The following is a 22,391-nucleotide window of genomic DNA, read 5'->3' as shown; positions in this document are numbered from 1 at the left end:
CGACCGGGCGCCTCAGTGCGCCCGGTTTCGTTTCTGGTGTTCTACAGCCGCAAGCCTCCGTCGAGCTCCAGGATGCGTCCGGTGTAGTAGTCGTTCTCGAATATGTAGGCCACCGAGTGGGCAATCTCCTGCGGTTTGCCCAGACGCTTCAGCGGAATCCCGGCAGTCATTTTCTCCAGCGCTTCGGGTTTCATGCTCGCGACCATTTCGGTTTCGATGAAGCCGGGTGCAACACCGGCGACACGGATGCCGTAGCGAGCCAGCTCCTTCGCCCACACCACGGTATCTGCCGCCACGCCGGCCTTGGCGGCCGAGTAGTTCGCCTGGCCCATGTTGCCGGCACGGGATATCGAGGAAATGTTGACGATCGCGCCCTGGCGCTTCAGCTCAACCATCTTCGCGGCGACCTCGCGGGTGCAGAGAAATACGCCGGTGAGGTTGACGTCGATCACCGCCTGCCACTGCGCCAGGCTCATCTTCGACAGTTCGCCGTCCTTGAGTTTTATGGTGAGCCCATCGCGGAGTATGCCGGCGTTGTTGACCAAGCCGTCCAGGCCACCAAAGTCGTCGCTGACCTGGCTCACCATGTGGCTAACCTGCTCTTCGTTGGCCACATTGCACAGGTAGGCGCGTGCGTCACCGCCAGCGTGCTTGCAGGCTGCCACGGCTTCATCCAGCCGATCCTGATTAAGGTCGACCAGCGCCAGGCGGGCGCCTTTGCTGGCAAGGTACTCGCCCATTGCGCGTCCGAGCCCTTGGCCACCGCCGGTGATAATGATGACCTTGTCTTTCAGCTGCATGCCTATCTCCTATCTATGCCTGCCGACGTCGGTAAACGACGTCCGCTGACGAAACCGTTATGCTGATGCCCTGCCGAATCGTCCCTGTTGAGGAACACCCGTGAGCGTTCAAGCCGCCAAGCATGCCCGACAACTCCTGCTCAAGGAATACCGCGGCGTGCTCTCGACTCACTCCAAGGCCATGCCCGGATTTCCCTTTGGCTCAGCGGTCCCTTACTGCTTGAACGAAGAAGGCTGGCCGATGATCTTGATCAGTCGGATCGCCCAGCATACGAAGAATCTGCAGGCAGACCCGCGCTGCTCTCTGCTGGTCGCCGAACGTGGCGCCGAGGATGTGCAGGCAACCGGCCGGCTCACCCTGATGGCCGAGGCGGTGCCGCTCACGGACGAAGCAGCGGTCGGCGCCGCGGCCGAACGCTATTACCGTTATTTCCCGGAATCGCGCGATTACCACCGCGTCCACGACTTTGACTTCTGGACGTTGCAGCCGGTGCGCTGGCGCTACATCGGCGGCTTCGGCGCGATCCATTGGCTGGATCAGGTGGCATTGGCTAATCCGTTTGCACGCGCAAGCGGTGGCGAGGTCGACATGCTTGACCACATGAATCGGGACCACAGCTCGGCGATTGCTCACTACGTTCACCAGGCAGGCCTGCCGTCTGCCCCGGAGGCGCGCATGATTGGAATCGATAGCGAAGGCTTTCACCTGAGCATCGGTCAGGCCATTCACTGGTTGGCATTTCCGGATAGCTGTACCAGCCCAGGCGCCGTGCGACAGGCACTGGTGGCGATGGCTCGTCGCTGATTAATACTCGCGTAAGCGCAGCGAAGAATAATCCGGTTACAGCCTATCTGGCGGATGGGTTGAATTCGCTGCAGCCCGCCGTCATCTACACGAAATCGGAAGCCGTTCTTCCGCCAAGGATTATCGATGCGAATATTCTTACTGCTGTTTCTCCTGTTTCCGCTGGCCGAGCTGGCGTTGCTGATCAAGGTCGGCAGCTCCATCGGCGTGTTGCCCACCATTCTCCTGCTGATCATCAGCGGCATGGCCGGCATCCTGCTGATGCGTCTGGCCGGATTTGCCACCGCCTGGCGTGCACGCGAGCGGTTGGCTCGCGGTGAGTTGCCGGAACGGGAAATGCTCCAGGGCTTGATGATGGCTCTTGCCGGGGGGTTGTTGTTCCTGCCCGGATTTCTCAGCGATGTCGTCGCACTGCTGGTGCTGTTTCCACCGACGCGCAAACTGTTCCTCGGCTTTGTCGGGCGGCGTGTCGAGGCGCAGGCTCAGCGTCGCCGAGCCTTTGCCGACGATCTGCGCCAGCAGCAGGAACACCGCGACGGGCCACAGCGGCCTAACGTCATCGAGGGGGAGTGGGAGCGTCGCGACAAGTAGGTCGCATCCGCTCCAGAAAGGCATGCCACGGCATGCCTTTTTATCTTCTGTAAATGCAAAAAATCATCGTCCCGCCCTTGAAATCATTTTTGACGCCCGCATGTAGCGGTCACCGCAAGGTCGCTGTCGCATTTTGACAGTCCGTCTTCTGCGGCTCGCATTGCGGGCCGCAACCGGCACCGCCGGATTTGCCAACCCGCCGATGAGAATGCATCGGCATGGAAACCACTGTACTAGGAGAGATCGACAATGAAGCTTCGTCCTCTGCATGACCGCGTCGTAATTCGTCGCAGCGAAGAAGAAACCAAGACCGCAGGCGGCATCGTGCTGCCGGGCTCCGCTGCCGAGAAGCCAAACCGTGGCGAAATCGTCGCTGTAGGCACTGGCCGCGTTCTGGACAACGGCGAAGTCCGTCAGCTGGCCGTCAAGGTTGGCGATCAGGTCGTATTCGGCCCTTACTCCGGCAGCAACACCGTCAAGGTTGACGGTGAAGACCTGCTGGTGATGAGCGAGAACGAAATTCTCGCCGTCGTCGAAGCCTGATCAGCGCTCGCTTATAGCGAACTGCGTTCCATCAACAGAATTTGAGGAAGAATCAACATGGCTGCTAAAGAAGTTAAGTTCGGCGACTCCGCTCGCAAGAAGATGCTGGTTGGCGTCAACGTCCTGGCTGACGCGGTAAAAGCGACCCTCGGCCCGAAAGGCCGTAACGTCGTCATCGAGAAGAGCTTCGGCGCTCCGACCATCACCAAGGATGGCGTTTCCGTTGCCAAGGAAATCGAGCTGAAAGACCGTTTCGAAAACATGGGCGCGCAGCTGGTCAAGGACGTTGCTTCCCGTGCCAACGATGACGCGGGCGACGGCACCACCACTGCTACCGTTCTGGCTCAGTCGATCGTCAACGAAGGCCTGAAGGCTGTCGCTGCCGGCATGAACCCGATGGATCTGAAGCGCGGCATCGACAAGGCGACCATCGCCATCGTTGCTGAGCTGAAGAACCAGTCCAAGCCATGCGCTGACTTCAAGGCCATCGCTCAGGTTGGCACCATCTCCGCCAACTCCGACAGCTCCATCGGCGCGATCATCGCCGAAGCCATGGAAAAAGTCGGTAAAGAAGGCGTTATCACTGTTGAAGAAGGCTCGGGCCTCGAAAACGAACTGTCCGTCGTAGAAGGCATGCAGTTCGACCGTGGTTACCTGTCTCCGTACTTCATCAACAAGCCGGACACCATGGTGGCCGAGCTTGACAGCCCGATGCTGCTGCTGGTCGACAAGAAGATCTCCAACATCCGCGAACTGCTGCCGGTGCTGGAAGGCGTTGCCAAGGCCGGTCGTCCGCTGCTGATCGTTGCCGAAGACGTCGAAGGCGAAGCCCTTGCGACTCTGGTCGTGAACAACATGCGCGGCATCGTCAAGGTTGCTGCGGTCAAGGCACCTGGCTTCGGCGATCGTCGCAAGGCCATGCTGCAGGATCTCGCCATCCTGACCGGTGGTACCGTGATTTCCGAAGAAGTCGGCCTGAGCCTGGAAACCGCTACCCTGGAGCACCTGGGTAATGCCAAGCGCGTTGTGCTGAACAAAGAAAACACCACCATCATTGATGGTGCTGGTCAGCAGGTCGACATCGAAGCCCGCGTTGCGCAGATCCGCAAGCAGGTTGAAGACACCACTTCCGACTACGACAAAGAGAAGCTGCAAGAGCGTCTGGCCAAGCTGGCTGGCGGTGTTGCCGTGATCAAGGTCGGTGCCGGTACCGAAGTCGAAATGAAAGAGAAGAAGGCCCGTGTCGAAGACGCGCTGCACGCAACCCGTGCTGCCGTTGAAGAGGGCGTGGTCCCTGGCGGCGGTGTCGCTCTGGTCCGTGCTCTGCAGGCGATCTCCGAGCTGAAGGGCGAAAACGCCGATCAGGACGTGGGCATCACCCTGCTGCGTCGCGCTGTCGAAGCGCCGCTGCGCCAGATCGTTGCCAACTCCGGTGGCGAGCCAAGCGTTGTGGTCGACAAGGTCAAGCAGGGCAGCGGTAACTACGGTTACAACGCTGCGACCGACGAGTACGGCGACATGATCGAGATGGGTATTCTCGATCCGGCCAAGGTAACCCGTTCTGCTCTGCAGGCCGCGGCTTCCATCGCCAGCCTGATGATCACCACTGAAGCGATGATTGCTGAAGTGGCTGATGACAAGGCTGCTGGTGGCATGCCGGACATGGGCGGCATGGGTGGTATGGGCGGTATGGGCGGCATGATGTAAGCCACCCGGCTGCCGCTGTAGAAAGCCCCGCCTAGTGCGGGGCTTTTTTATGCCCGTCGTTTCGGTTGATCCGACCGTGGTGTATGCAGTCGCCTCGGCTCCTGTGGCCTCTTTAAGAAATTTGATCCATTTGTCTTTTTTTCAGGCGCGTTGGCAGTACGTCGTCTATGGTGACTTTCTCGATTCACCAAATAACAAAGGCTTGCGCAATGAAACTTGAAATTGCTCGAGGAGTATTCCTAGCCGGCTCGCTCGGCGTCGCATCATTGTGTGCGGCGGCATGGAGCGAACCGGATGCCAGAGTTGTTGCCCAAAGCGACCAGAGCAGCCACTGTGCGGTGCCGCGTATTGCTCGCGCAGAGATACAGAACACCCAACCTGATCAGGATTTGCTGCTGTTCATGTACGGGCTGTCGCAGAGCCTTGTAGGGCGCAGTTGAGTCGATTCCACCTCTACGTTGCCCCTGTGGCGTTGACTGACACTATCGACGGTTAATCTACCGTCGCCGCGTTACCGGCACGCTCAGGGCTTGCCAGCACCGTATAGACGGCTGGTAGCACGAATAGCGTGAACAAGGTGCCCACGGTCATGCCCGTGGCGATCACCATTCCTATATCGAAGCGACTCACCGCACCGGCACCGCTGGCCAGGATCAGCGGAACCATGCCGAATACTGTCGCGGCAGTGGTCATCAGGACCGGTCGCAAACGTATCGCTGCGGCTTCCTCCACAGCCTCTCGGCGGTTTAGCCCTTGTTCACGACGCAGCTGATTGGCGAACTCGACGATCATGATCCCGTGTTTGCTGATCAATCCGATCAGCGTCACAAGTCCGACCTGGGTATAGATGTTCATGCTCGACAGGCCGAGAAACAGGGGAACCAGCGCTCCACAGATGGAAAGTGGCACCGTAACAAGGATGACCAGCGGATCGCGGAAGCTCTCGAATTGCGCCGCCAGGACCAGAAAGATGATGGCCAAGGCGAGTGCAAAGGTCATATACAGGGCGTTGCCTTCCTGGATGTACTGGCGCGAGGCTCCGGCGTAATCGAAGGTGAACCCCTGCGGCGCCTCTTCGCGAGCGATGCTGCGCAACGTCTCGATGGCCTCGCCCATGCTGACGATCGGAAAGCCCTGGATGGTTGCGGCATTGAGCTGCTGGAACTGGCTCAGCTGAGTGGGGCGGGCACGGTCGCTGACAGTGATGAGTGTGGACAAGGGCAGCATCTCGCCCTGATCGTTCTTCACGTAATAGTTGCTCAGCCAGCCTGGGTTGTCTCGGTAGGCCTGTTCGACCTGCGCGATCACCTTGTAACTGCGGCCTTCGATGGTGAAGCGGTTTATCTCGCTTTCGCCAAGCAGTGTCGCCAGGGTCATGCCGAGGTCTTCCATCGTCACGCCCATCTGGGCAGCCTTTTCGCGGTCGATATCGACGACGATCTCAGGCTTGTCGAATGCCAGGTCCACGTCGAGAAAGGCGAACTTGCCCGAGGCCTGGGCTTTCTCCTTGATGCGCTCGGTCACCTGCAGCAGCGACTCGTAATCGGATGCCGTATTGATCACGAACTGGAACGGCAGGCCTTCGCCGGTACCGGGCAGGGAAGGCAGATTGAAGCCGAAGACCTGCAAGCCGGGGATCTTGTCGATTTGCGCCTGAACCTCGGGCAGCACCTCCATCTGCGTCCGCTCTCGCTCGTCCCAGGGCGTCATCAGGAAGCCCCCGATGCCGCTTTGGACGCCGTTGAAGCCGTTGATCTGAAACCAGGAGTAGTACTCGGGAAACGTTTTGAAGATGGTCAGGAACTGATCGGTGTAGGCGTTGAGGTAGTCGAGGTTGGCCGTCTGCGGCGCGCTGGCCATCATGAAGATGATGCCCTGGTCCTCTTCGGGCGCCAGCTCGCTTTCAGTAAAAGTGAGCAGGGCGGGAATCAGACCGAGGACGATCAGCGCAAACACCAACACCACCGGCCGGGTGTCCAAGGTGCCGTGCAGCGCCCGTTGATAGCGAACTTTCAACCGGTCAAAGATCAGGTCCAACCGATGGGCCAGCCCAGTCGGGTTCTCTTCATGACGCAGCAGGCGAGAGCACATCATCGGCGATAACGTCAGCGCCACCACGCCGGAGATCAGTACCGCTCCAGCCAGCGTCAGCGCGAACTCCTGAAACAGCGCGCCCGTCACGCCTTGAAGAAAACCGATAGGTGCATAGACCGCCGCTAGGGTGATGGTCATGGTGACGACCGGCATGGCGATCTCCCGCGCGCCGTCGATCGCTGCCTGAAACGGGGTCTTGCCGTCTTCGATGTGCCGATGGATGTTCTCCACCACCACGATGGCATCGTCGACCACCAGGCCGATCGCTAGCACCATGGCCAGCAACGTCAGCAGATTGATCGAGTAGCCCATGGTCTGCATGAAGAACATCACACCGATCATCGACAACGGAATGGTGACCACCGGGATCAGCACCGAGCGCAGCGAGCCGAGGAACAGGAACACTACGACGATCACGATCACCACGGCCTCGGCGAGGGTTTTTACCACTTCGTCGATTGACGCCTGGATGAAGCGGGTGGCGTCGTAGGCGATGGTGACCTTTAGGCCGGGTGGTAGCTGCGACTCGATCTCCGGCATGACGGCGCGTACTTCGCTGATCACATCCAGCGGGTTGGCGCTCGGGGTGCCCTTGACGCCGATATAGACCGACGGAATGCCGTCGAACGAGCTGATAGCGTTGTAGCTTTCAGCACCCATTTCGACCCGCGCCACATCTCCGAGCAGCACGCGGCTGTCGCCCTGGGTCTTCAGCGGAATGGCGGCGAAGGCCTCCGGGGTCTTCAGTTCGGTATCAGCGTTGATGCTGGTGACAACGTACTGCCCCTTCACCTCGCCGGCCGCCGAGAGGAAGTTGTACTTGCGCACGGCCTCGTTCACGTCCCCCGCCGAGAGTCCGTAGGCGGCGAGCTTCACCGGGTCCAGCCAGAGGCGCATGGCGAATACCTGATTGCCGAGGATCTCTGCCTCGGCCATGCCGGGGAGGGTGGCCAGCTTCGGCTGGATGACGCGCGACAGGTAGTCGGTAATCTGCGGGTTGCTCAGTTGTTCGCTGTAGAAACTGATGTACATGAGCGCCGTGGAATCAGCGGCTTGCTTGTTCAACACTGGGTCTTCGGCGTTCTGCGGCAACTGGTTTTTCACCGAATTGGCCTGGCTGAGCAACTCCGTGTAGAGCCGGTCGGTATCGGCACCGATGCGCGCGTAAACCGAGATGATCGATACGTTCTGCTGGCTGACCGAGGTCATGTAGTCCACGCCTTCGGCGCTGGCCAGGCTCTGCTGCAGCGGTTGGGTAATGTAGCCTTGGATGGTTTCCGCGTTGGCGCCCGGATAGGCGGTGGTCACCGTGATCAGCGCACTTTCCATCTGCGGATATTGGCGAATCACCAGGCTATTGAAAGCCTGTAGGCCAAGCAGCACGATCAGCAGGCTGATCACGCTGGCCAGCACGGGACGGCGTATGAACGGGTCGGTAAAAGCCATGGCGATCTATGTCCCTGTAGTCAGTGCCTCAGTCAGCGGTCGTCCGACGCGCTGTCTGGCTCGAGTTCGAGCGTGCGCTGCTCGGCGATGGCGACATGAGCGCCGTTGTCCAGCTTGAGCTGACCGGCGATAACAACCTGTTCACCAGGCTCCAGACCTTCGAGGATCACGACGCGGCCGTCACGGCGTTCGCCGGTCTCGACGAAACGGCGCTCCACGACCAGATAGGGCTCGTCGCGCTCGGGAGCCTCGGTGGCGTCTTCAGCTCCTTCCTCGGGTCTAGGCGCTTCACCGGCCTTCACGACGAGAACCGAATTGCCGTACAGGGTGTAGGTGAGGGCAGTTTCCGGTACCACGACCCGTGGCGCCTCGCTGGGCAGCAGCACCTGCAGATCGGCGAACATTCCTGGCAGCAGGCGTTCGTCGGGGTTATCCAGCTCCGCCCGCACCTGCACGTTACGGGTGGAGACTTCCACCTTGGGATTCAACGCGACGATTCGTGCCTCGAACTGCTCGCCGGGAAACGCGGCGACCTGGATGCGCACGGCTTGCCCAATGGCGAGCAATGGCACCTGCTGTTCGGCCAGGTAGAAATCGACGAACAGCGTCGAAAGGTCCTGCAGGGTGGCAATCGGCGTGCCGGCGGCAACGAAGTCACCGACGTCAACCTGACGAATCCCAATGGTCCCGGAGAAGGGCGCAAGAATGCGCTTTTTCGCCAGGCTGGCCTTCAGCTGGGCGACCGTAGCGGCGGCTTTCTGCGACTGGGCGTTGAGCCGATCAAACTCACTGCGTGATATGGCCTGTCCGTCGATCAGACTGCGTGCACGCTGGAATTCCACCTTTGCCAGATGCAGGTCCGCTTCTGCAGCTGCCAGGCTCGCCTGCTCGATCTCGCTGTCGAGCAGGACTATGGGCTGACCCTGCCGCACTTTTTCACCCGAGCGGAACTGCACATCGCTGATGGTGCCGGCGATCTCCACCGAAAGGTCGATGCCCTGCGATGCGCTAAGCGTGCCGATGGCCGGTAGACGGCTCTGCCAGGGCTGCTTGCTGGAGGTAACGACCTCGACATTGATCGGCGGCTTCGGCGCCTTGAATTGCTGAATCTGTGAGTAGATCGAGTTGAATTTGAGGGCGGCAAGGATCAATACCACGACGATCACCGCGCCAAGCATCAGCAGCATGCGGCGCAACATTTTCCGTATTCCTTGGAGTAATGAGCCGGCTGACCATGGCTATGAAGCGACGCAGCTCTATTGAACACGCGAGCCACGGCCAGGTGCAGCTATTCGCCGCCATGGCGCTTCAGCCCTGGAGCAGAAGGAGAATGGAAGTTAGCCGTGAAGTGGGTGCAAGTAAAGCGAGATATCAGGCTTCGTCTGAGGGTAAGGGAAGGGACGCTAACGGCGCCCCTGGGACCCTAGATGCCTGTCGACCAGATTCCACCTGGCCCCGGATGGGCAGGGCCTTTCCGTTGAATTGGCAATCAGCCCGCCAGGCGGTGAGTGACTTCGCTGAGCTGAGCGGACAGCCCATGTAGATCCTGGCTGGCCTTCTCGGTGCGCTCAACATTGTCCTGATTGGCTGTGGCGATGGCGGTAATCTCTGTGAGGTTGCGTGAGATGTCCTCTGCGACGGATGTCTGCTCTTCCGCAGCGGTCGCGATCTGACGGTTCATGTCGCGAATCGCTTCCACTTCCAACGTGATGCGCTGCAACATGCCGCCCGCTTCGGTGACCTGTTCGACGCCTTCATCGCTGCGGCTCTGGCCACTTTCGATTGCCCGCACGGCATTCACCGCCCCCGTCTGTACGGTGTCGATGATTTGGTGGATTTCCGCTGTGGAGTCGGCGGTACGCTTGGCCAACGTACGCACCTCATCCGCTACCACGGCGAAGCCGCGGCCTGCATCGCCGGCACGGGCGGCTTCGATGGCTGCGTTCAGCGCGAGCAGGTTAGTCTGGTCGGCAATGCCGCGGATCACTTCCAGCACCTTGCCGATGCGACCGCTGTCGGCTTCCAGCCGACGGATCACGGTGGCGGTATTGCTGATCTCGCCACGCATATGGGTGATCGTCTCGATCGTCGAGCGCATCATGGCCTCGCCTTGTTGCGCTGATTGGTCGGCAGCGTCTGCGGCGTGCGCAGCGTCGGCAGCATGGCGTGCGACCTCTTGCGCGGTGGCAGACATCTCGTGCATCGCTGTGGCGACCTGATCGGTTCGGGAAAACTGCTCGCGGGTGCCTTGGCCCATCAGGGCCGCAATCGCGTTGAGCTCCCCGCTGGCGGTGTCCAAATCTGATGTGCTGCGCTGCAAACGGGTGAAGGTATCGGCGAGGAAGTCGCGTAGCACGTTGGCGGCAACCGCAAGACGACCCAGTTCATCAGCTCGGCTGGTGTCCACACGCTCTTTGAAGTTGCCCTTGCTGAGATTGGCAACATGATCGATCAGATGGCGGATCGGATTGATCAGGTTGCGATTGACCAGCCAGGCACTGAACAGGCCGATCAGCACGCCAGCGGCAAGCATGATCAGGGCCCCAACAGTGATGGTCCGGTCTGCCGCTTCGCTGATAGTTTCCGAGCTGCCGAGGGCCGAATCACGTAGTTGTGCGACCAGTGCGCTGAGCTGCTCGCTGGTGTCACGGTCGATGCCTTTGACAGCCGCGTCGCCTGCAGCCGGATCCGCGCCGGCAGCGATGAATGCATCGCGTCCCGCGCGATAGGCCGTGCCAAGCTTCAGGTGTTCGTCACGCAGGCTTTTGATCTGGCCCGCCAATGCCGGGTCGCCCTGGCTTTGCTGTATCAGGGTGCCAAGCAGCGTCTGTACCTTGCGTTCCTGTTCCTCGAAACTCTGCCAGTATTTGGCCAGGTTTTCCGGAGACTTACCGCGCAGCAATACGTTCTTCCACTCCTGAACCTGCACTTTGAACTCGAGGTTGGATTGATCAATGAGGCGTGAGGCTTCGATCGGTCCTTTGAGAAGACGCTGATACGCCCCGATGTCATCGGAGAGAAACGAAAAGCTGGCGAGCGCGATGGCCAGCATCAACAACAAGCTTCCGCCTATCAGCGCGAGCAGCTGGGCACGCAGGGATTTTTTCAGGAACATCTGGGCGTTCTCGTATCGAAGAGGATGCGCTTGCGCTAGGGGCAAGTTTCCAACGTGCAGTCAGAAAGACTGTTCGCTTGCCGGCTTTTCGGCCGGCTTGTTCGATACTTGAAGGCTTTCAGACCAGTCGCAGATGATTATCCCAAAGCCCTGGGGGTAGCTGCAGCGGGGTACTGACGAACGCCTTGCCGGTGCAGTCTACGAGGCGGCAGCGGCCCTGGCCGGAGCTGACGACAAAACCTTGCTCGACTGCCCCGACGCCAGCACAGTCCGGTAGATGAATTTCCTCACGCAGCGCTGCTGTATCCAAGTCCCAGATGAACACCTTGTTGCCACGTGGCGCGGTCACGGCTAGCAGGCGAAGGCTGTCATTGATCGCCAGGCTAGCGGTGTACTGGTTCATGGTCTGGCGTTGCGCTTCACCCAGCGGGAACGCCTGGAACGCCTGGCCGGGACGCTTGATCGCCAGCAGTGGCACCGGATCTATCGGGTCGCCTTCATACTGCTGGCCCGACACCACCGTGCCGTCCGCCGCTACCGCGAGGTGACGCACGCTATTCGTCTGCTCGGGTAACTGTTCCTTGCTGATCAGCGTGCCATCGCGGTGCAACAGCACCAGGCTGGGCTCCATGGCGTGGAGATTCATCATTTCCCGGCTGTCGGCCTCGGTCCGGATCCCGCCGTTGGCGATCACCAGGGTCTCGCCATCGGGCATCCACAGTAGCTGGTGCGGCCCGATACCGTGGGTCGAACGCTCACCGCTCCGTATCAGTTGGCGGCCCTCGACGCGATAGACGCCAAGCACGCCGCGACCGGCTTCGGCGGTATCGTTTTCGGTGGTATAGAACCAGTCACCGCTCGAGTGGAACACTCCGTGGCCATAGAAATGGCGGTCAGGTGGTGACGTCAGTACCTGAAGCAACGTCCCGTCACGGCTGTCGATCAGATAGCTTTCACGGCTCGGTCGACGCCCGACGAACACCGCAAGCGGCAGATGCGGATGCGCATAGACATCGTGGCAGCGCTCCTTGACCCGCGTGGCAAATACCGGGCTGCCATCGAGCCGGTAGCCGACCGCATAGTGGCGGCCATCGGCATCGTTACGCGCCGAGAGAAGTAGCGGTTGTTCAGTGTGATGGGTCAACGTCCAGCCGCCAACGGCTGACGCGGCCACCAGCGCGCTGCCCAGGCCAAGGAAAGCACGGCGTTTCATATCAGTCTCCGTCGTGAGCGTTGAAGCCGATCTGCACCCCGAGGGCGCGCGCCAGTTCGGTCTGGTGCAGACGGTGCAAAGCATCGATGTCCTGGTACAGCGCATCGAGACGTGCTCGACCGGCTTCGTCGGCAATCAACTCGCTGAACGGCAGCATGATATCCACCAGATGTTGGCGCGCCGTTTCGTACGCGACATCGATGCGTTTGGTCAGATCAGCCTGCTCGGTCGGTACCAGCGCCTTGAGACCGTTCCCATCCGTGCCCAGCCAGAGCTGCTGAGCGCCTGCGAGCGCGGCATCGATGCTGGGCAGAGTGGCGTCGCTGCGCCAGGCTTCGGCCTGGAAGGGCTGCGGAAAGCCTTTGCTCTGGCGACCCAGCGGTGCGCCGAGTTTTTTCTTCAGGCCGTCCAGTGCAGTGACCTGGACTCGGAGCAGGTCGGCAATCGCTTCGGCTGATTCGGCGTAGCGCTCGTTGGGAAATTCGCTTAGCTGGGCGGCCATGCCGTCTTTGGCCCTCCAGGTCTGCAGCATGTCGGCTGCGAGCTTCTGCTGATGCTCACCGATGGCTTGCAGCAAGGGACAATAGCGCGCCTTGGTCGCGCTGTCGGTCAGATCGACGGCCTTGTCGTACAGCACATATTCATAGGCAGATAGCCCTTGCAGCACGACGCTGCCGCTCTCCAGGTCCGCCTGCGTCAGTTGGGGCTTCCTTTTCAGCAGCGAGCCGATCTGGCGACCGACCAGGTTCTTCTTGTCAGGCCAGAACTGTACTTGCCAGGCACGGTTGCCCTCACCCATCGGCCCGATCAGCAAGGACTGCAATCCGGCCCAGGCGAGCTGCGCCTGAAGGAACGCCTCGCGCGCATCGGCCAGCTCCTCGTTGTCTGCACAGAAGGCGATGCTGCTGGCTGCCATACGGCGGTTGGCTTCGGCCCAGTCGGCGTAGGCCGGCAACAGCACTTCCTCGGTCAGTGCCTGGCTCGTCTGCGCGTATGGATCGGATGGTGCACAGGCACCTAATAGCAGGCCCAGTGCGGTGGCAGTGACGGCACGGAAGATTCGGTTGGGGTACATGTTGCTCCTCAGGGCTGGGCACGGGTGCGTCTGGTTCGGCATTAAAGAGACTCGAGAAAGGCCAGCAGGGCGCTGCGCTCATCGCTGTCGAAGCCGAGCACGGCCTGCTTGGCGCGCTCCGCTTCGCCACCATGCCAGAGTATGGCTTCGAGCGGATTGCGCGCGCGACCGTCATGCAGAAGCTGGGTATGCCCGCTGACAGCCTCGGTCATGCCGAGGCCCCAGAGCGGCGGGGTACGCCATTCACGCCCCGTGGCCTCGAATTCCGGACGGTGATCGGCCAGCCCTTCGCCCATGTCATGCAGCAGCAGGTCGGTATACGGGCGGATCACCTGGTTAGCGAGCTCCGGCTCGGCCGCCTCGCCAGTCGTGAATTTCGGGACGTGACAGCTTTGGCAACCCGCGCGGTGGAACACCGTCTTGCCCGCCAGGACCTGCGGGTCGTCCACGTTGCGTCGAGCCGGTACGCCCAGGTTGCGTGAATAGAACAGCACCAGCGACAGAATATGGTCGCTGACTTCAGGTTCGCCGCCGTCGGGCATCGCCAGGCAATCAGTCTGCGCTTGCGTGCAGCTGTTCCCGGACAGCAGGCTGGTAGTCAGACCCATGTCATTGAAGAACGCATCAGCGTTCTGTTGGTTCAGGTTCGGCTGGCCGGCCTTCCAGCCGAAGCGACCCAGGCTGGTCTCCCGTGTGACCTGATCGAACACCCGGTTCGGGCGCCCGGAAATGCCATCACCGTTGCGGTCGTCCGGATCGGCGTTGGCGAGTATCGCCGCTTCCGGGATCGCCTCTAGCAGGCCAAGGCCGACCATTGCGGGCGCCACGCGGACCGAGAACTGCGTGTCGGGATGCATCGGGCCGTAGCCCAGGTCGGTAATTGTCAGCTGCGGCGAACGTAGTTCGACCTCAAAACCGTCGGCGAATCGTTCGGTGTGCATACTGTAGCTGAGGCGAACCTTGCCCTCCGGCGCGACGCCAGGAATCGCCATGTCCTGCAGCTGGCCGCCATAGGTGGGCTCGGGCGCGATGCCTCGCTCATGGACAACCTCGGCGTGCTCCTTGCCTGCCGGAATCGACAGGCGCACCAGCATCGACACTGCATTGCCACGCTCGGCTTCCGCCGGGCGGCCACGGCCATCCTTGATGTGGCAGTTCTGACAGGCGTTGGTGTTGAGCAATGGGCCAAGACCGTCGCGTGCCGTCGTCGAGGAGGGTGCGATGACCCAAGGGTTGCGAAAGAAGCTGTTGCCGACGCTGAAGTCCAGACGGCGAACCGGTGACAGGTTGGCGGATGGCATCGAGAAGGCGTTCTGGTCGGACTTGATGACCGTAGTGCTGCCACCCGATAGCGCCTCGCCTGGTTCGGCCTGTTCAAAGCGTGGCGGGTTTTCATCGCATGCCGTCAGGCCCAGAGCCAGCAGCAGCGCAACGACAGGGAAGAAAAACGGACGCATCGGTAGCCCAAGGCCTCTGAAAGGGCGCTAATGTTAGCAGGCTACGAGTGGTTGAATAAGAGCAATTTGCATTTGGCGAAAAGCCGATTGGCCAGCCAAGCAGTAAAGCTGGCGTCAGAGGGCGCATCAGTGCCAGAGGGGCGGCGTTGCGCCACCCCTTAGGCCGGTGTATCAGAACTCGTGGTCAGCGGTGTCCGGGTTCAGGTCGCTGATGCCCAAAGCGGCAGCTGCCTTCTCGATCGAACCGGTCTGCTGAACCAGCGCGGCGATCGCAGCGCGGACCTTTTCCTGGCCTTCGCTGTTATCTGGGCCGATCAACTGATCGAAGGCCTCGCCGTTTTCGGCGCTTTCGACCAGCACGCGCAGCTTGGCTTCGGTGGTTTCCAGGTCGGTCTTCAGGGTGCTGTTGACCTCAGGCGCAGTGCCTTCGACCAGCGACGCCAGGCTTGGACCGGTCAGCTTGCTGCCATCGATGCGCTCGTACTCGCCGAGGTAGACGTTACGAATGCCTTTGGCGTTGTAGTAGTGGGAGTTGTGCGTGTTGTCGCTGAAGCAGTCGTGCTCGTCTTCTGGCGAGTTGGCTTCAAGTGCGACTTTCATGCGTTCGCCGGCCAGCTCGCCCAGCGACAGGCTACCCATACCGAAGAACATTTTGCGCAGGCCATTTTCGGCCGACTCTTTTTCGAGGCTGGCGCGGTAGTTGTCTGCGCCCGGCTTCCACTCGTTGACCATTTCTTCGAGGTCACTGACCAGCAGCTCGGTGGCGGCCTTCAGGTAGGCGCGACGGCGGTCGCAATTGCCGCCAGTGCAGCCTTCACCTTCGATGAAGTCACTCACCGGACGTTCGCCAGCGCCAGCGTTGGTGCCGTTCAGGTCCTGACCCCAGAGAAGGAACTCGATGGCATGGTAGCCCGTCGCGACGTTGGCTTCGGATCCGGCCAGTTCGTTCAGGCTGGCAAGCTTCTCACCGGTGATCTCGCTGACGTCGATCTTGTCTTCGCCAATCTGCAGCTCTTTGTTGGCGATGATGTTGGCGGTGGCGCCAGGGTTGCCGAGGGCGTGCTGATAGTCGCCTTCGACGTAGTCGATCATGCCTTCGTCCAGCGGCCAGGCGTTGAGCTGACCTTCCCAGTCGTCGACGACCGGGTTGCCGAAGCGGAACACTTCGCTCTGCATATACGGAACGCGGGCGGCGATCCAGGCGGCTTTGGCCGCTTGCAGGGTTTCTTCGGTCGGATTGGCCAGGAGTGCGTCGACGGCATCCTGCAGTTTCAGAGCGGCACTGTGCGCGTCGCTGAAGACAGCATGTGCGATATCGGCGTAGTGCTTGACCACGGCCTGCGCGGCTTCGCTGTTCACGGTCTCTTGGGCAGCCGGTGCCGGTTCGCTCTGGGTTGTGGCGGCTTGCGGGGCAGCGGCCTGTTCGGCCGGTGCTTTGTCTTCGCCGCAACCAGCGAGTGAAATGGCGACAGCCAGAAGGCTGGCGGTAGCCCAGACGGGAGTGCGTAGCATGGCGGGTTCCTTTGCTTGCAGGGTGGTTTGAGTGAGCCGACAGCAGGGCTGCGACAAATGGATGCAGAACATAATGCGAAAGATTTGCATTTTGTGCAAAGAAAATGCGTGTAACAGGTCGCGTATCGCTTCAGCCGGTGCGGCTAGAATGCCACCTCCGAGTCTGGTCATCTTATGGAGTCGCCCTGATGAGCCTGAGTGCCGCCGTTGCATGGGTCCTGCTGTTTCTCGCCGCGGCTTATGCCGTGGTTCTCTATAACGGTCTGGTGCGCCTCAAGCATGGAGTAAGCAAGGCCTGGTCGAACATCGACGTGCTGTTGCGCCAGCGTCATGATGAATTGCCCAAGCTGGTGGAAACCTGCAAGCAGTACATGCAGCACGAACGCAGCACCCTGGAGCAGGTGATCAGGGCGCGCACTGCGGTCTCCGATGCGCGCGAGCAAGGCAACGTTGGTGCGCTTGGCCAGGCCGAAACCGGATTGCGCGCCGGACTCGGACGCCTCTTCGCCTTGGCCGAGAGCTATCCAGAGCTGCGTGCGAACGAGAGTTTTCGGCATCTGCAGCAGCGCATCAGCGGCCTGGAAAGCGGCATCGCCGATCGCCGCGAGCTGTACAACGAATCAGTCAATCTGAACAACGTACGCATCGAGCAGTTTCCCGATGTCTTGCTGGCTCGCGCGTTCGGATTCCGCGCGGCCCCTTTGCTGCAGTTCAGCGAGGCGGAAAAAGCCGATGTCGACCTGAAGCCGCTGTTCAGTTGAGCTGGGGGTTCAGGTGCTGCTAATCGCTGCAGGCGTGGCGATGTGTCTGGTTGGCGGCTGGCTGTGGGTCAGTCGCTGGTCGAAACTGCGCCACTTATTGGATACGCCGACTTCGAGGATTCGCTCGGCGGCGCAAGGTTATGTCGAGCTGGCCGGGGTGCTGCGCGACCTTCCCGATACGCCGCCATTAATGGCGCCGCTGACGGCCACGCCCTGCCTCTGGTGGCGCTATCGTATCGAGGAATACCGAACCGGCAGCAAGCGCGGGAGCTGGAGCGTGTTGGAACAGGGCAGCAGCGAAGGGCTGTTGCGGTTGTTTGATGCGACCGGAGAGTGTCTGATCGATCCTCGAGGCGCTGAAGTGCTCCCCGCACGACGTGATTGCTGGACCGGTGACCAGCGCCACCCTCGAGGTGCGCCGTCTAGCGGTGTGCTGGCCTGGCTCACTGGCCACCGCCAGTACCGGTACCGGTACACCGAGGAGCGGCTGCACGCTGACGAGCCGTTGTATGCGATTGGCGAGTTTCGTACATCTGGCGGTGGCCGGCAGGGCCTCGACCTGCAGGCTGCCCAGGGCCAAGTGGTGCGCGAATGGAAAGAAGACTACGCCGGGCTATTGCAGCGTTTTGACCATAACCGCGACGGCCAACTCGATCAGGCGGAGTGGAGCCGTGTGCGCCTCGCCGCCAGCCTGGAAGCGCAACAACGCCATCGACTAGCCAGCGGCCGGCAAGCGCTGCACCAGCTGGCGCGCCCCGCTGAGGATTTGCCGTTCGTGCTGTCCAGTCATGGTGAGGAAGTGCTCGTTCGGCGCTATCGCTGGCAGGCGGCTGGCGGGGCGATGCTTTGTCTGCTTGGCGCGGCGTTGCTGGCAACCCAGGTCGTAGGTTGAGCCACGACGGCCGAATCAGACAGCCATGCACGTATCGCTTAGCGATGATCTTGATGGGGCGCAATGTCGATGACAGGGCCGTTGTTTGCGCGCTGCTGTGCGCTCGCTGATTTCGCCTGGTACATCGCCTCATCAGCGCGCCTGAGCAGCGATGCTTCGTCAGTTCCGTGTTCTGGAAAGTGGGCCACGCCGATGCTCGGTTGAATCGCCAGGGCCAAGCCGGCGAGTTCTATCGGCGCTTGCATCGCGGCGAGAATGTGCGTGACTACTACTGCCGTATCGGCTGCTGTCGGGCTGCCTTCCAGCAACACGACGAATTCGTCGCCACCCATTCTCGCAACCGTGTCAGTTTCACGGGTGTGTTGGGTAAGCCGACGAGCGAAGGCTTGCAGCAGCAGGTCGCCCACGCTGTGCCCATAGCCATCGTTGACCTGTTTGAACCCATTGAGATCCAGATACAGCAGTGATAACCGCTCGTCATTGCGCCGCGCGCGCGCCAGGGCGGTTTTTAGCCGGTCGAACAGGAATGCGCGACTGGGCAGGCCGGTAAGCTCATCGTATTGCGCCATCCGCTCGAGGCGAGCCTGCAGCTGTTTGCGTTCGATGGCGGTGGCGACCTGGTTGGCGACGAACTGCAGCAGGTCTGTGTCTTGCTCGCAATAGGTGGCGTTCTGTGCCGTATCGTTGAGTAGTAGCGCGCCGATGCAGCCCTGACGGGTCGAGAGTGGCGCTGCTAACCAGCAGAAGCTCTCCGTGGCGGCCAATGCCTTGAGGGTGTCGCAGACGCCTTCGGTACTCGCTGTCAGCAGCAGCGCCTGCCCGGTCCGAGTGACTTCTGCGCACAGCACCGCAGCCGGATCGAGGGGAAGTCGTGCTGGATCGCCATCGGTTCTGACGTAGGGAAATATCGGCCGGCCCTGATCGGGCGCGTTCAAGGCGACGAAAAAGCTCGGCGTCGGGATAAGCCGGCTGGTGATCTGATGGACCTGTTCGAACAATGAGGGCAGATCGGCGGCATTGTGGGCCGCCTCGGATATTGCGTAGACCGCTTCTTGCAGCGATTCGGAACGCTTGCGTCGGGTTATGTCGCGCGCCACACCGACACGTAACTGGTCATCTTCTGACCAGCGGGCCGACCACATGATATCTACCCGTTGTCCGTCTCTGCGGATATAGCGGTTTTCGAAATGCAGGCTGGGTTGGCCTGACATCACCTGCTGCGCCGCCAGCAGGGTGCGCTCGCGGTCTTCGGGCGCCACCAATTCCATCATCTGACGACCGATCATTTCCTCCTGCGTATAGCCAAAAATGCTTTCGCAAGCAGCGCTGACATAGACGAAGCAGCCATCGGCGTCGACCACGCAGACCGCATCAAGCATCAAATCCAGAACAGTTTCCAGCGAGGGGGGAGGCTCGGTTTTCATCGTACGTACCACTCGAGTACTGCGCGGTAATGGGACGGACCGGTCTTGGCAGGATTGAGTGTAGTGGATCGCTTCGGATGCGGACAGCTGCCTTGATGGCCATAAGCTATCACCACTGAGCGCTCCGCGCTTCACTTACGCTTTTCAGCAATCCAGATGGTATGCCGGGTGCCGCGATTCCCGTGCGCGAACACTTGGACTTCTTCGGCGAGGAAACCTGACCTCGCAAGTCGTTGGGAGAAGGCCTGATCTGCACTGGCCGACCATACGGCAAGCAGACCTTTGGGGCGCAGCGCCCTGGCGCAAGCGTCGAGCCCGGTTGAGGAATACAACCAGCTGTTGCTCTTGCGGGTCAGCCCCTCGGGACCGTTGTCTACATCAAGCATGATGGCGTCGTAGCCCTGCGGCTCGCTCTTCAGAACCTCGGCGACATCGCTACGCAGTACGCGGGTTCGTGGATCGTTGATCGGCATGCCGGACTTCGCGCCCAATGGGCCACGGTTCCAGTCGATCACGCCGGGAACTAGCTCAGCGATCTGCACCTCGGCATCATCGCCGAGATGCCTGAGCGCCGAAGCGAGGGTGAAGCCCATGCCCAAGCCGCCAATCAGCACCCGTGGTTGCGGCCGCTGCGCGATCTTGCGGCAGGGTATCTCCGCCAGCGCATCTTCCGAGCCGTGCGTGCGGGTGTTCATCAGCTGGTTACCGTTACCGCCCTGAATCTTGATAACGAAGTCGTCGCCATACTCGAACAGGCACAGGGCACCGCCGCCATCCGGAATTTCGGCGGTGTCGATCAATACAAAACGCTTCATCGTTGACGCTCTTGGGTTGGCATTAGAGGGGCCGCGCTTGGTTCACGGCGCGGCGAGCAGCGTTTATAGGTGCTCGGGGTTGAGACTGTGCTCGAACCGCAGCGATTGCTCGAGCAACGCGGTGAGTTCAGGCGCCGCCACGGGTTTGCTGTAGTAGTAACCCTGGCCTTCATTGCAGCCTTCGTCGATCAGGTAGCGTTCCTGCTCGGCGGTCTCCACACCCTCGGCGATCACCAGCATGCCCAGGCTCTTGCCCAGCTGGATGATGGCTCGAACGATGGTCGTATCGCCTTCAACAGCTGCCATATCGCGAACGAAGCTCTTGTCGATTTTGATCTTGTCCAGCGGCAGGCTTTTCAGATAGCTCAGCGATGAATAGCCGGTGCCGAAATCATCAATGGCGATCAACGCGCCGGAGCGGCGCAGGCAGTGCAGGTTATGGGTGGCGGCGGCGATGTCTTCCATCAGGCCCGTTTCCGTCACCTCGAGCTCAAGCGTCTCGGGCGGGAGCCTGTGACTGCTGAGCAGGTTGCTGATCATCGCCGGCAGCCCGGCGTGGTGCAGTTGAACCGTGGACAGGTTGACGGCCATGCGTAGATCACTGAAACCTTGTTGATGCCATTCGCTCAGCTGTCGGCAGGCCTGGTCGAGCACCCACTCGCCTATGGCGATGATGCTGCCGTTCTGTTCGGCGAGAGGGATGAATATATCGGGCGGAACCATCTTGCCGCTTGGGTGAGACCAGCGAAGCAAGGCTTCGACACCGGTGATGCGTTTGAGGCGGTAGTCGATCTGCGGCTGATAGACCAGGTGAAACTCGCCTCGGGTAAGCGCCTCGGCCAGGTCATTCTGCAACTCCCGGCGCGTCCTCATTTCGCTGTCGATGCTGGCTACGTAGAACTGATAGCGATTGCGTGAGCGGCTCTTGGCCAGTGTCATGGTCTGCTCAGCTTTCTGCAGCAGCTTTTCAGTGCTGCTACCGTCTTCGGGGTACAGCGTGATGCCTATTGTGGCGCGCAACCGTATGTGCTGATCGTCGAGGGTGACGGGCCGCTCCAGATCATCGAGCACCTTCTGCGCCAGCTCGGCGGCTTCGTAGGGTTGCTCGAAACCGACCAGCACCAGTACGAATTGGTCGCCGCCCAGCCGGGCGAGTGCTCCGACACGCCCACTTTGGCTGCGTAGACGATCGGCCAGCGCCACCAGCAGGCGATCGCCGTTCTGGTAGCTGAACTGTTCGTTCATGCCCTTGAAATCGTCCAGCCCGAGGCAGAGCACGGCCACGCGACGTTGCAGTCGGGCGGCTTCGCTCAGGATGTTGTCCAGTTGCTGTTGCAACTGCAGGCGGTTGGGCAGGTTGGTGAGCGAGTCGTATTGGGTCATGCGTTGCAGGTTGCTTTCGGCGGCATGGCGCAACTGCATGTTGTGCTGAATGGAGGCGAGCAGACCATTGGCCGTTTCGACCCAAAGCCCCAGTTCATTGCGCTCATGCCCCTTGGGCATCGGCAGCGAGTGCTCGCCGGGGCGGCCCGGGTTGATGCGCGACATGTGCTCGATGAGCTTGGTCAGCGGTCGTGTCAGCAGCCATTCATAGATCAGATACAGCAGTAAGCCCAGTACCAGCGCACGCAGGATGCCGACGACGAAGAGCACGGCCGAGCTGCTGAGAAACGCTTCGCCATATGGGGCGGTATCGAGTGTGATACGCAGATCGCCGTAGTACTCGTTATAAGGCGGGCGGCCGATCAGGGGGATCGAGAATTCCTGATCGCGGCCTAGTATCGGGTCGGTCAACCAACGCGAGGAGCGTGGCATAAGCGGGCGGGACTTGGCCGCCAGCGGCGCTTCCCCTGGGTGGCCAATCGAGGCTTTACGAATCGACTCGTGCTGGAACAGTCCTTCCATGACCTGCGCGCCCATTTCCCGGTCCAGACTATAGATCGCCTGAGTGGACGGGTCGCGGGTCATGCGCAGGATTCGTTGGGCTTCGGCATCGATCAGCTGGCGGGTCTTGTAAGCATCGAAGACGATCTGCGCGCAGCTCAGTACCAGGCCAACGGCGAGCGCAGACAGCAGAACGATGCGGAGCAGCTTCCTAGACAGACTGTTGCGCAATGCGGTCAATAGAACTTCCTTCTTCC

The 22,391-nt window shown here is 61.0% G+C and carries 18 protein-coding genes; 7 read left to right on the top strand and 11 right to left on the bottom strand.

Translation table 11 applies throughout. The annotated features are described in order from the left end of the window. Positions 1 to 41 precede the first annotated feature (41 nt). Positions 42 to 800: a KR domain-containing protein gene (fabG, locus tag C1896_16800; protein AZZ46425.1), complete on the bottom strand. Its 759-nt coding sequence runs from the start codon at positions 798 to 800 to the stop codon at positions 42 to 44. A 100-nt stretch (positions 801 to 900) separates the two neighbouring features. Here fabG and C1896_16795 point away from each other — a divergent pair, with 100 nt between their 5' ends. The 5 genes from C1896_16795 to C1896_16775 all read left to right on the top strand — a co-directional run bounded on the left by C1896_16795 (position 901) and on the right by C1896_16775 (position 4,886). Continuing rightward, positions 901 to 1,605: a heme iron utilization protein gene (locus tag C1896_16795; GenBank protein ID AZZ46424.1), complete on the top strand. Its 705-nt coding sequence runs from the start codon at positions 901 to 903 to the stop codon at positions 1,603 to 1,605. 126 nt (positions 1,606 to 1,731) lie between these two features. Beyond that, the gene (locus C1896_16790; protein AZZ46423.1) at positions 1,732 to 2,196 is read left to right on the top strand and encodes a membrane protein FxsA; all 465 of its coding nucleotides are present in this window, start codon (positions 1,732 to 1,734) and stop codon (positions 2,194 to 2,196) included. Positions 2,197 to 2,445: 249 nt separating this feature from the next. After that, positions 2,446 to 2,739: a co-chaperone GroES gene (locus C1896_16785; protein AZZ46422.1), complete on the top strand. Its 294-nt coding sequence runs from the start codon at positions 2,446 to 2,448 to the stop codon at positions 2,737 to 2,739. Between the two features lie 57 nt (positions 2,740 to 2,796). After that, positions 2,797 to 4,446, top strand: a complete 1,650-nt coding sequence (gene groL, locus C1896_16780; protein ID AZZ46421.1) for a chaperonin GroEL — start codon at positions 2,797 to 2,799, stop codon at positions 4,444 to 4,446. Between the two features lie 209 nt (positions 4,447 to 4,655). Next, positions 4,656 to 4,886 carry a hypothetical protein gene (locus C1896_16775; GenBank protein ID AZZ46420.1) on the top strand — a complete coding sequence of 77 codons (231 nt, stop codon included), beginning with the start codon at positions 4,656 to 4,658 and terminating at the stop codon, positions 4,884 to 4,886. A gap of 52 nt (positions 4,887 to 4,938) precedes the next feature. Here the strand turns inward: C1896_16775 and C1896_16770 are convergent, their stop codons facing one another. From C1896_16770 to C1896_16740, 7 genes are all read right to left on the bottom strand, one after another. Next, on the bottom strand, positions 4,939 to 7,986 hold the full coding sequence (locus tag C1896_16770) for a multidrug efflux protein (GenBank protein ID AZZ46419.1): 3,048 nt from the start codon (positions 7,984 to 7,986) through the stop codon (positions 4,939 to 4,941). A gap of 32 nt (positions 7,987 to 8,018) precedes the next feature. Further along, positions 8,019 to 9,185 carry an efflux transporter periplasmic adaptor subunit gene (locus C1896_16765; GenBank protein ID AZZ46418.1) on the bottom strand — a complete coding sequence of 389 codons (1,167 nt, stop codon included), beginning with the start codon at positions 9,183 to 9,185 and terminating at the stop codon, positions 8,019 to 8,021. A 290-nt stretch (positions 9,186 to 9,475) separates the two neighbouring features. Beyond that, positions 9,476 to 11,101: a methyl-accepting chemotaxis protein gene (locus C1896_16760; protein AZZ46417.1), complete on the bottom strand. Its 1,626-nt coding sequence runs from the start codon at positions 11,099 to 11,101 to the stop codon at positions 9,476 to 9,478. Positions 11,102 to 11,219: 118 nt separating this feature from the next. After that, positions 11,220 to 12,314: a DUF1513 domain-containing protein gene (locus tag C1896_16755; protein ID AZZ46416.1), complete on the bottom strand. Its 1,095-nt coding sequence runs from the start codon at positions 12,312 to 12,314 to the stop codon at positions 11,220 to 11,222. 1 nt (position 12,315) lies between these two features. After that, on the bottom strand, positions 12,316 to 13,389 hold the full coding sequence (locus C1896_16750; protein ID AZZ46415.1) for an imelysin: 1,074 nt from the start codon (positions 13,387 to 13,389) through the stop codon (positions 12,316 to 12,318). Positions 13,390 to 13,430: 41 nt separating this feature from the next. After that, complete coding sequence (locus C1896_16745; protein ID AZZ46414.1) at positions 13,431 to 14,846, bottom strand: thiol oxidoreductase; 1,416 nt, start codon at positions 14,844 to 14,846, stop codon at positions 13,431 to 13,433. Between the two features lie 171 nt (positions 14,847 to 15,017). Further along, on the bottom strand, positions 15,018 to 16,358 hold the full coding sequence (locus C1896_16740; protein AZZ46413.1) for a peptidase: 1,341 nt from the start codon (positions 16,356 to 16,358) through the stop codon (positions 15,018 to 15,020). Positions 16,359 to 16,546: 188 nt separating this feature from the next. Here C1896_16740 and C1896_16735 point away from each other — a divergent pair, with 188 nt between their 5' ends. Both C1896_16735 and C1896_16730 read left to right on the top strand, forming a co-directional pair. After that, on the top strand, positions 16,547 to 17,119 hold the full coding sequence (locus C1896_16735; GenBank protein AZZ46412.1) for a LemA family protein: 573 nt from the start codon (positions 16,547 to 16,549) through the stop codon (positions 17,117 to 17,119). A 40-nt stretch (positions 17,120 to 17,159) separates the two neighbouring features. Next, a complete protein-coding gene (locus tag C1896_16730; GenBank protein AZZ46411.1) occupies positions 17,160 to 18,011 on the top strand; it encodes a hypothetical protein in 852 nt (283 codons plus the stop codon). Between the two features lie 38 nt (positions 18,012 to 18,049). Here the strand turns inward: C1896_16730 and C1896_16725 are convergent, their stop codons facing one another. The 3 genes from C1896_16725 to C1896_16715 form a co-directional block, all read right to left on the bottom strand. Beyond that, positions 18,050 to 19,435 carry a diguanylate cyclase gene (locus tag C1896_16725; protein ID AZZ46410.1) on the bottom strand — a complete coding sequence of 462 codons (1,386 nt, stop codon included), beginning with the start codon at positions 19,433 to 19,435 and terminating at the stop codon, positions 18,050 to 18,052. Positions 19,436 to 19,566: 131 nt separating this feature from the next. Beyond that, positions 19,567 to 20,250: a hypothetical protein gene (locus C1896_16720; GenBank protein ID AZZ46409.1), complete on the bottom strand. Its 684-nt coding sequence runs from the start codon at positions 20,248 to 20,250 to the stop codon at positions 19,567 to 19,569. A 63-nt stretch (positions 20,251 to 20,313) separates the two neighbouring features. Continuing rightward, positions 20,314 to 22,374 (bottom strand): GGDEF-domain containing protein, encoded by a 2,061-nt coding sequence (locus C1896_16715; GenBank protein AZZ46408.1) that lies wholly within the window; start codon positions 22,372 to 22,374, stop codon positions 20,314 to 20,316. Positions 22,375 to 22,391 lie beyond the last annotated feature (17 nt).

The sequence above is a fragment of the Pseudomonadaceae bacterium SI-3 genome (assembly GCA_004010935.1).
GTDB lineage: Bacteria > Pseudomonadota > Gammaproteobacteria > Pseudomonadales > Pseudomonadaceae > Stutzerimonas.
The sequence above is the reverse complement of the archived record's forward strand: the minus strand, read 5'-3'. Positions and strand labels throughout refer to the sequence as shown.

Excerpts from the sequence above, each read along its gene's own strand:
- fabG (AZZ46425.1), bottom strand. The coding sequence starts at position 800 with ATGCAGCTGAAAGACAAGGTCATCATTATCACCGGCGGTGGCCAAGGG.
- C1896_16790 (AZZ46423.1), top strand. The coding sequence starts at position 1,732 with ATGCGAATATTCTTACTGCTGTTTCTCCTGTTTCCGCTGGCCGAGCTG.
- C1896_16785 (AZZ46422.1), top strand. The coding sequence starts at position 2,446 with ATGAAGCTTCGTCCTCTGCATGACCGCGTCGTAATTCGTCGCAGCGAA.
- groL (AZZ46421.1), top strand. The coding sequence starts at position 2,797 with ATGGCTGCTAAAGAAGTTAAGTTCGGCGACTCCGCTCGCAAGAAGATG.
- C1896_16775 (AZZ46420.1), top strand. The coding sequence starts at position 4,656 with ATGAAACTTGAAATTGCTCGAGGAGTATTCCTAGCCGGCTCGCTCGGC.
- C1896_16770 (AZZ46419.1), bottom strand. The coding sequence starts at position 7,986 with ATGGCTTTTACCGACCCGTTCATACGCCGTCCCGTGCTGGCCAGCGTG.
- C1896_16765 (AZZ46418.1), bottom strand. The coding sequence starts at position 9,185 with ATGTTGCGCCGCATGCTGCTGATGCTTGGCGCGGTGATCGTCGTGGTA.
- C1896_16760 (AZZ46417.1), bottom strand. The coding sequence starts at position 11,101 with ATGTTCCTGAAAAAATCCCTGCGTGCCCAGCTGCTCGCGCTGATAGGC.
- C1896_16755 (AZZ46416.1), bottom strand. The coding sequence starts at position 12,314 with ATGAAACGCCGTGCTTTCCTTGGCCTGGGCAGCGCGCTGGTGGCCGCG.
- C1896_16750 (AZZ46415.1), bottom strand. The coding sequence starts at position 13,389 with ATGTACCCCAACCGAATCTTCCGTGCCGTCACTGCCACCGCACTGGGC.
- C1896_16745 (AZZ46414.1), bottom strand. The coding sequence starts at position 14,846 with ATGCGTCCGTTTTTCTTCCCTGTCGTTGCGCTGCTGCTGGCTCTGGGC.
- C1896_16740 (AZZ46413.1), bottom strand. The coding sequence starts at position 16,358 with ATGCTACGCACTCCCGTCTGGGCTACCGCCAGCCTTCTGGCTGTCGCC.
- C1896_16735 (AZZ46412.1), top strand. The coding sequence starts at position 16,547 with ATGAGCCTGAGTGCCGCCGTTGCATGGGTCCTGCTGTTTCTCGCCGCG.
- C1896_16730 (AZZ46411.1), top strand. The coding sequence starts at position 17,160 with ATGTGTCTGGTTGGCGGCTGGCTGTGGGTCAGTCGCTGGTCGAAACTG.
- C1896_16725 (AZZ46410.1), bottom strand. The coding sequence starts at position 19,435 with ATGAAAACCGAGCCTCCCCCCTCGCTGGAAACTGTTCTGGATTTGATG.
- C1896_16720 (AZZ46409.1), bottom strand. The coding sequence starts at position 20,250 with ATGAAGCGTTTTGTATTGATCGACACCGCCGAAATTCCGGATGGCGGC.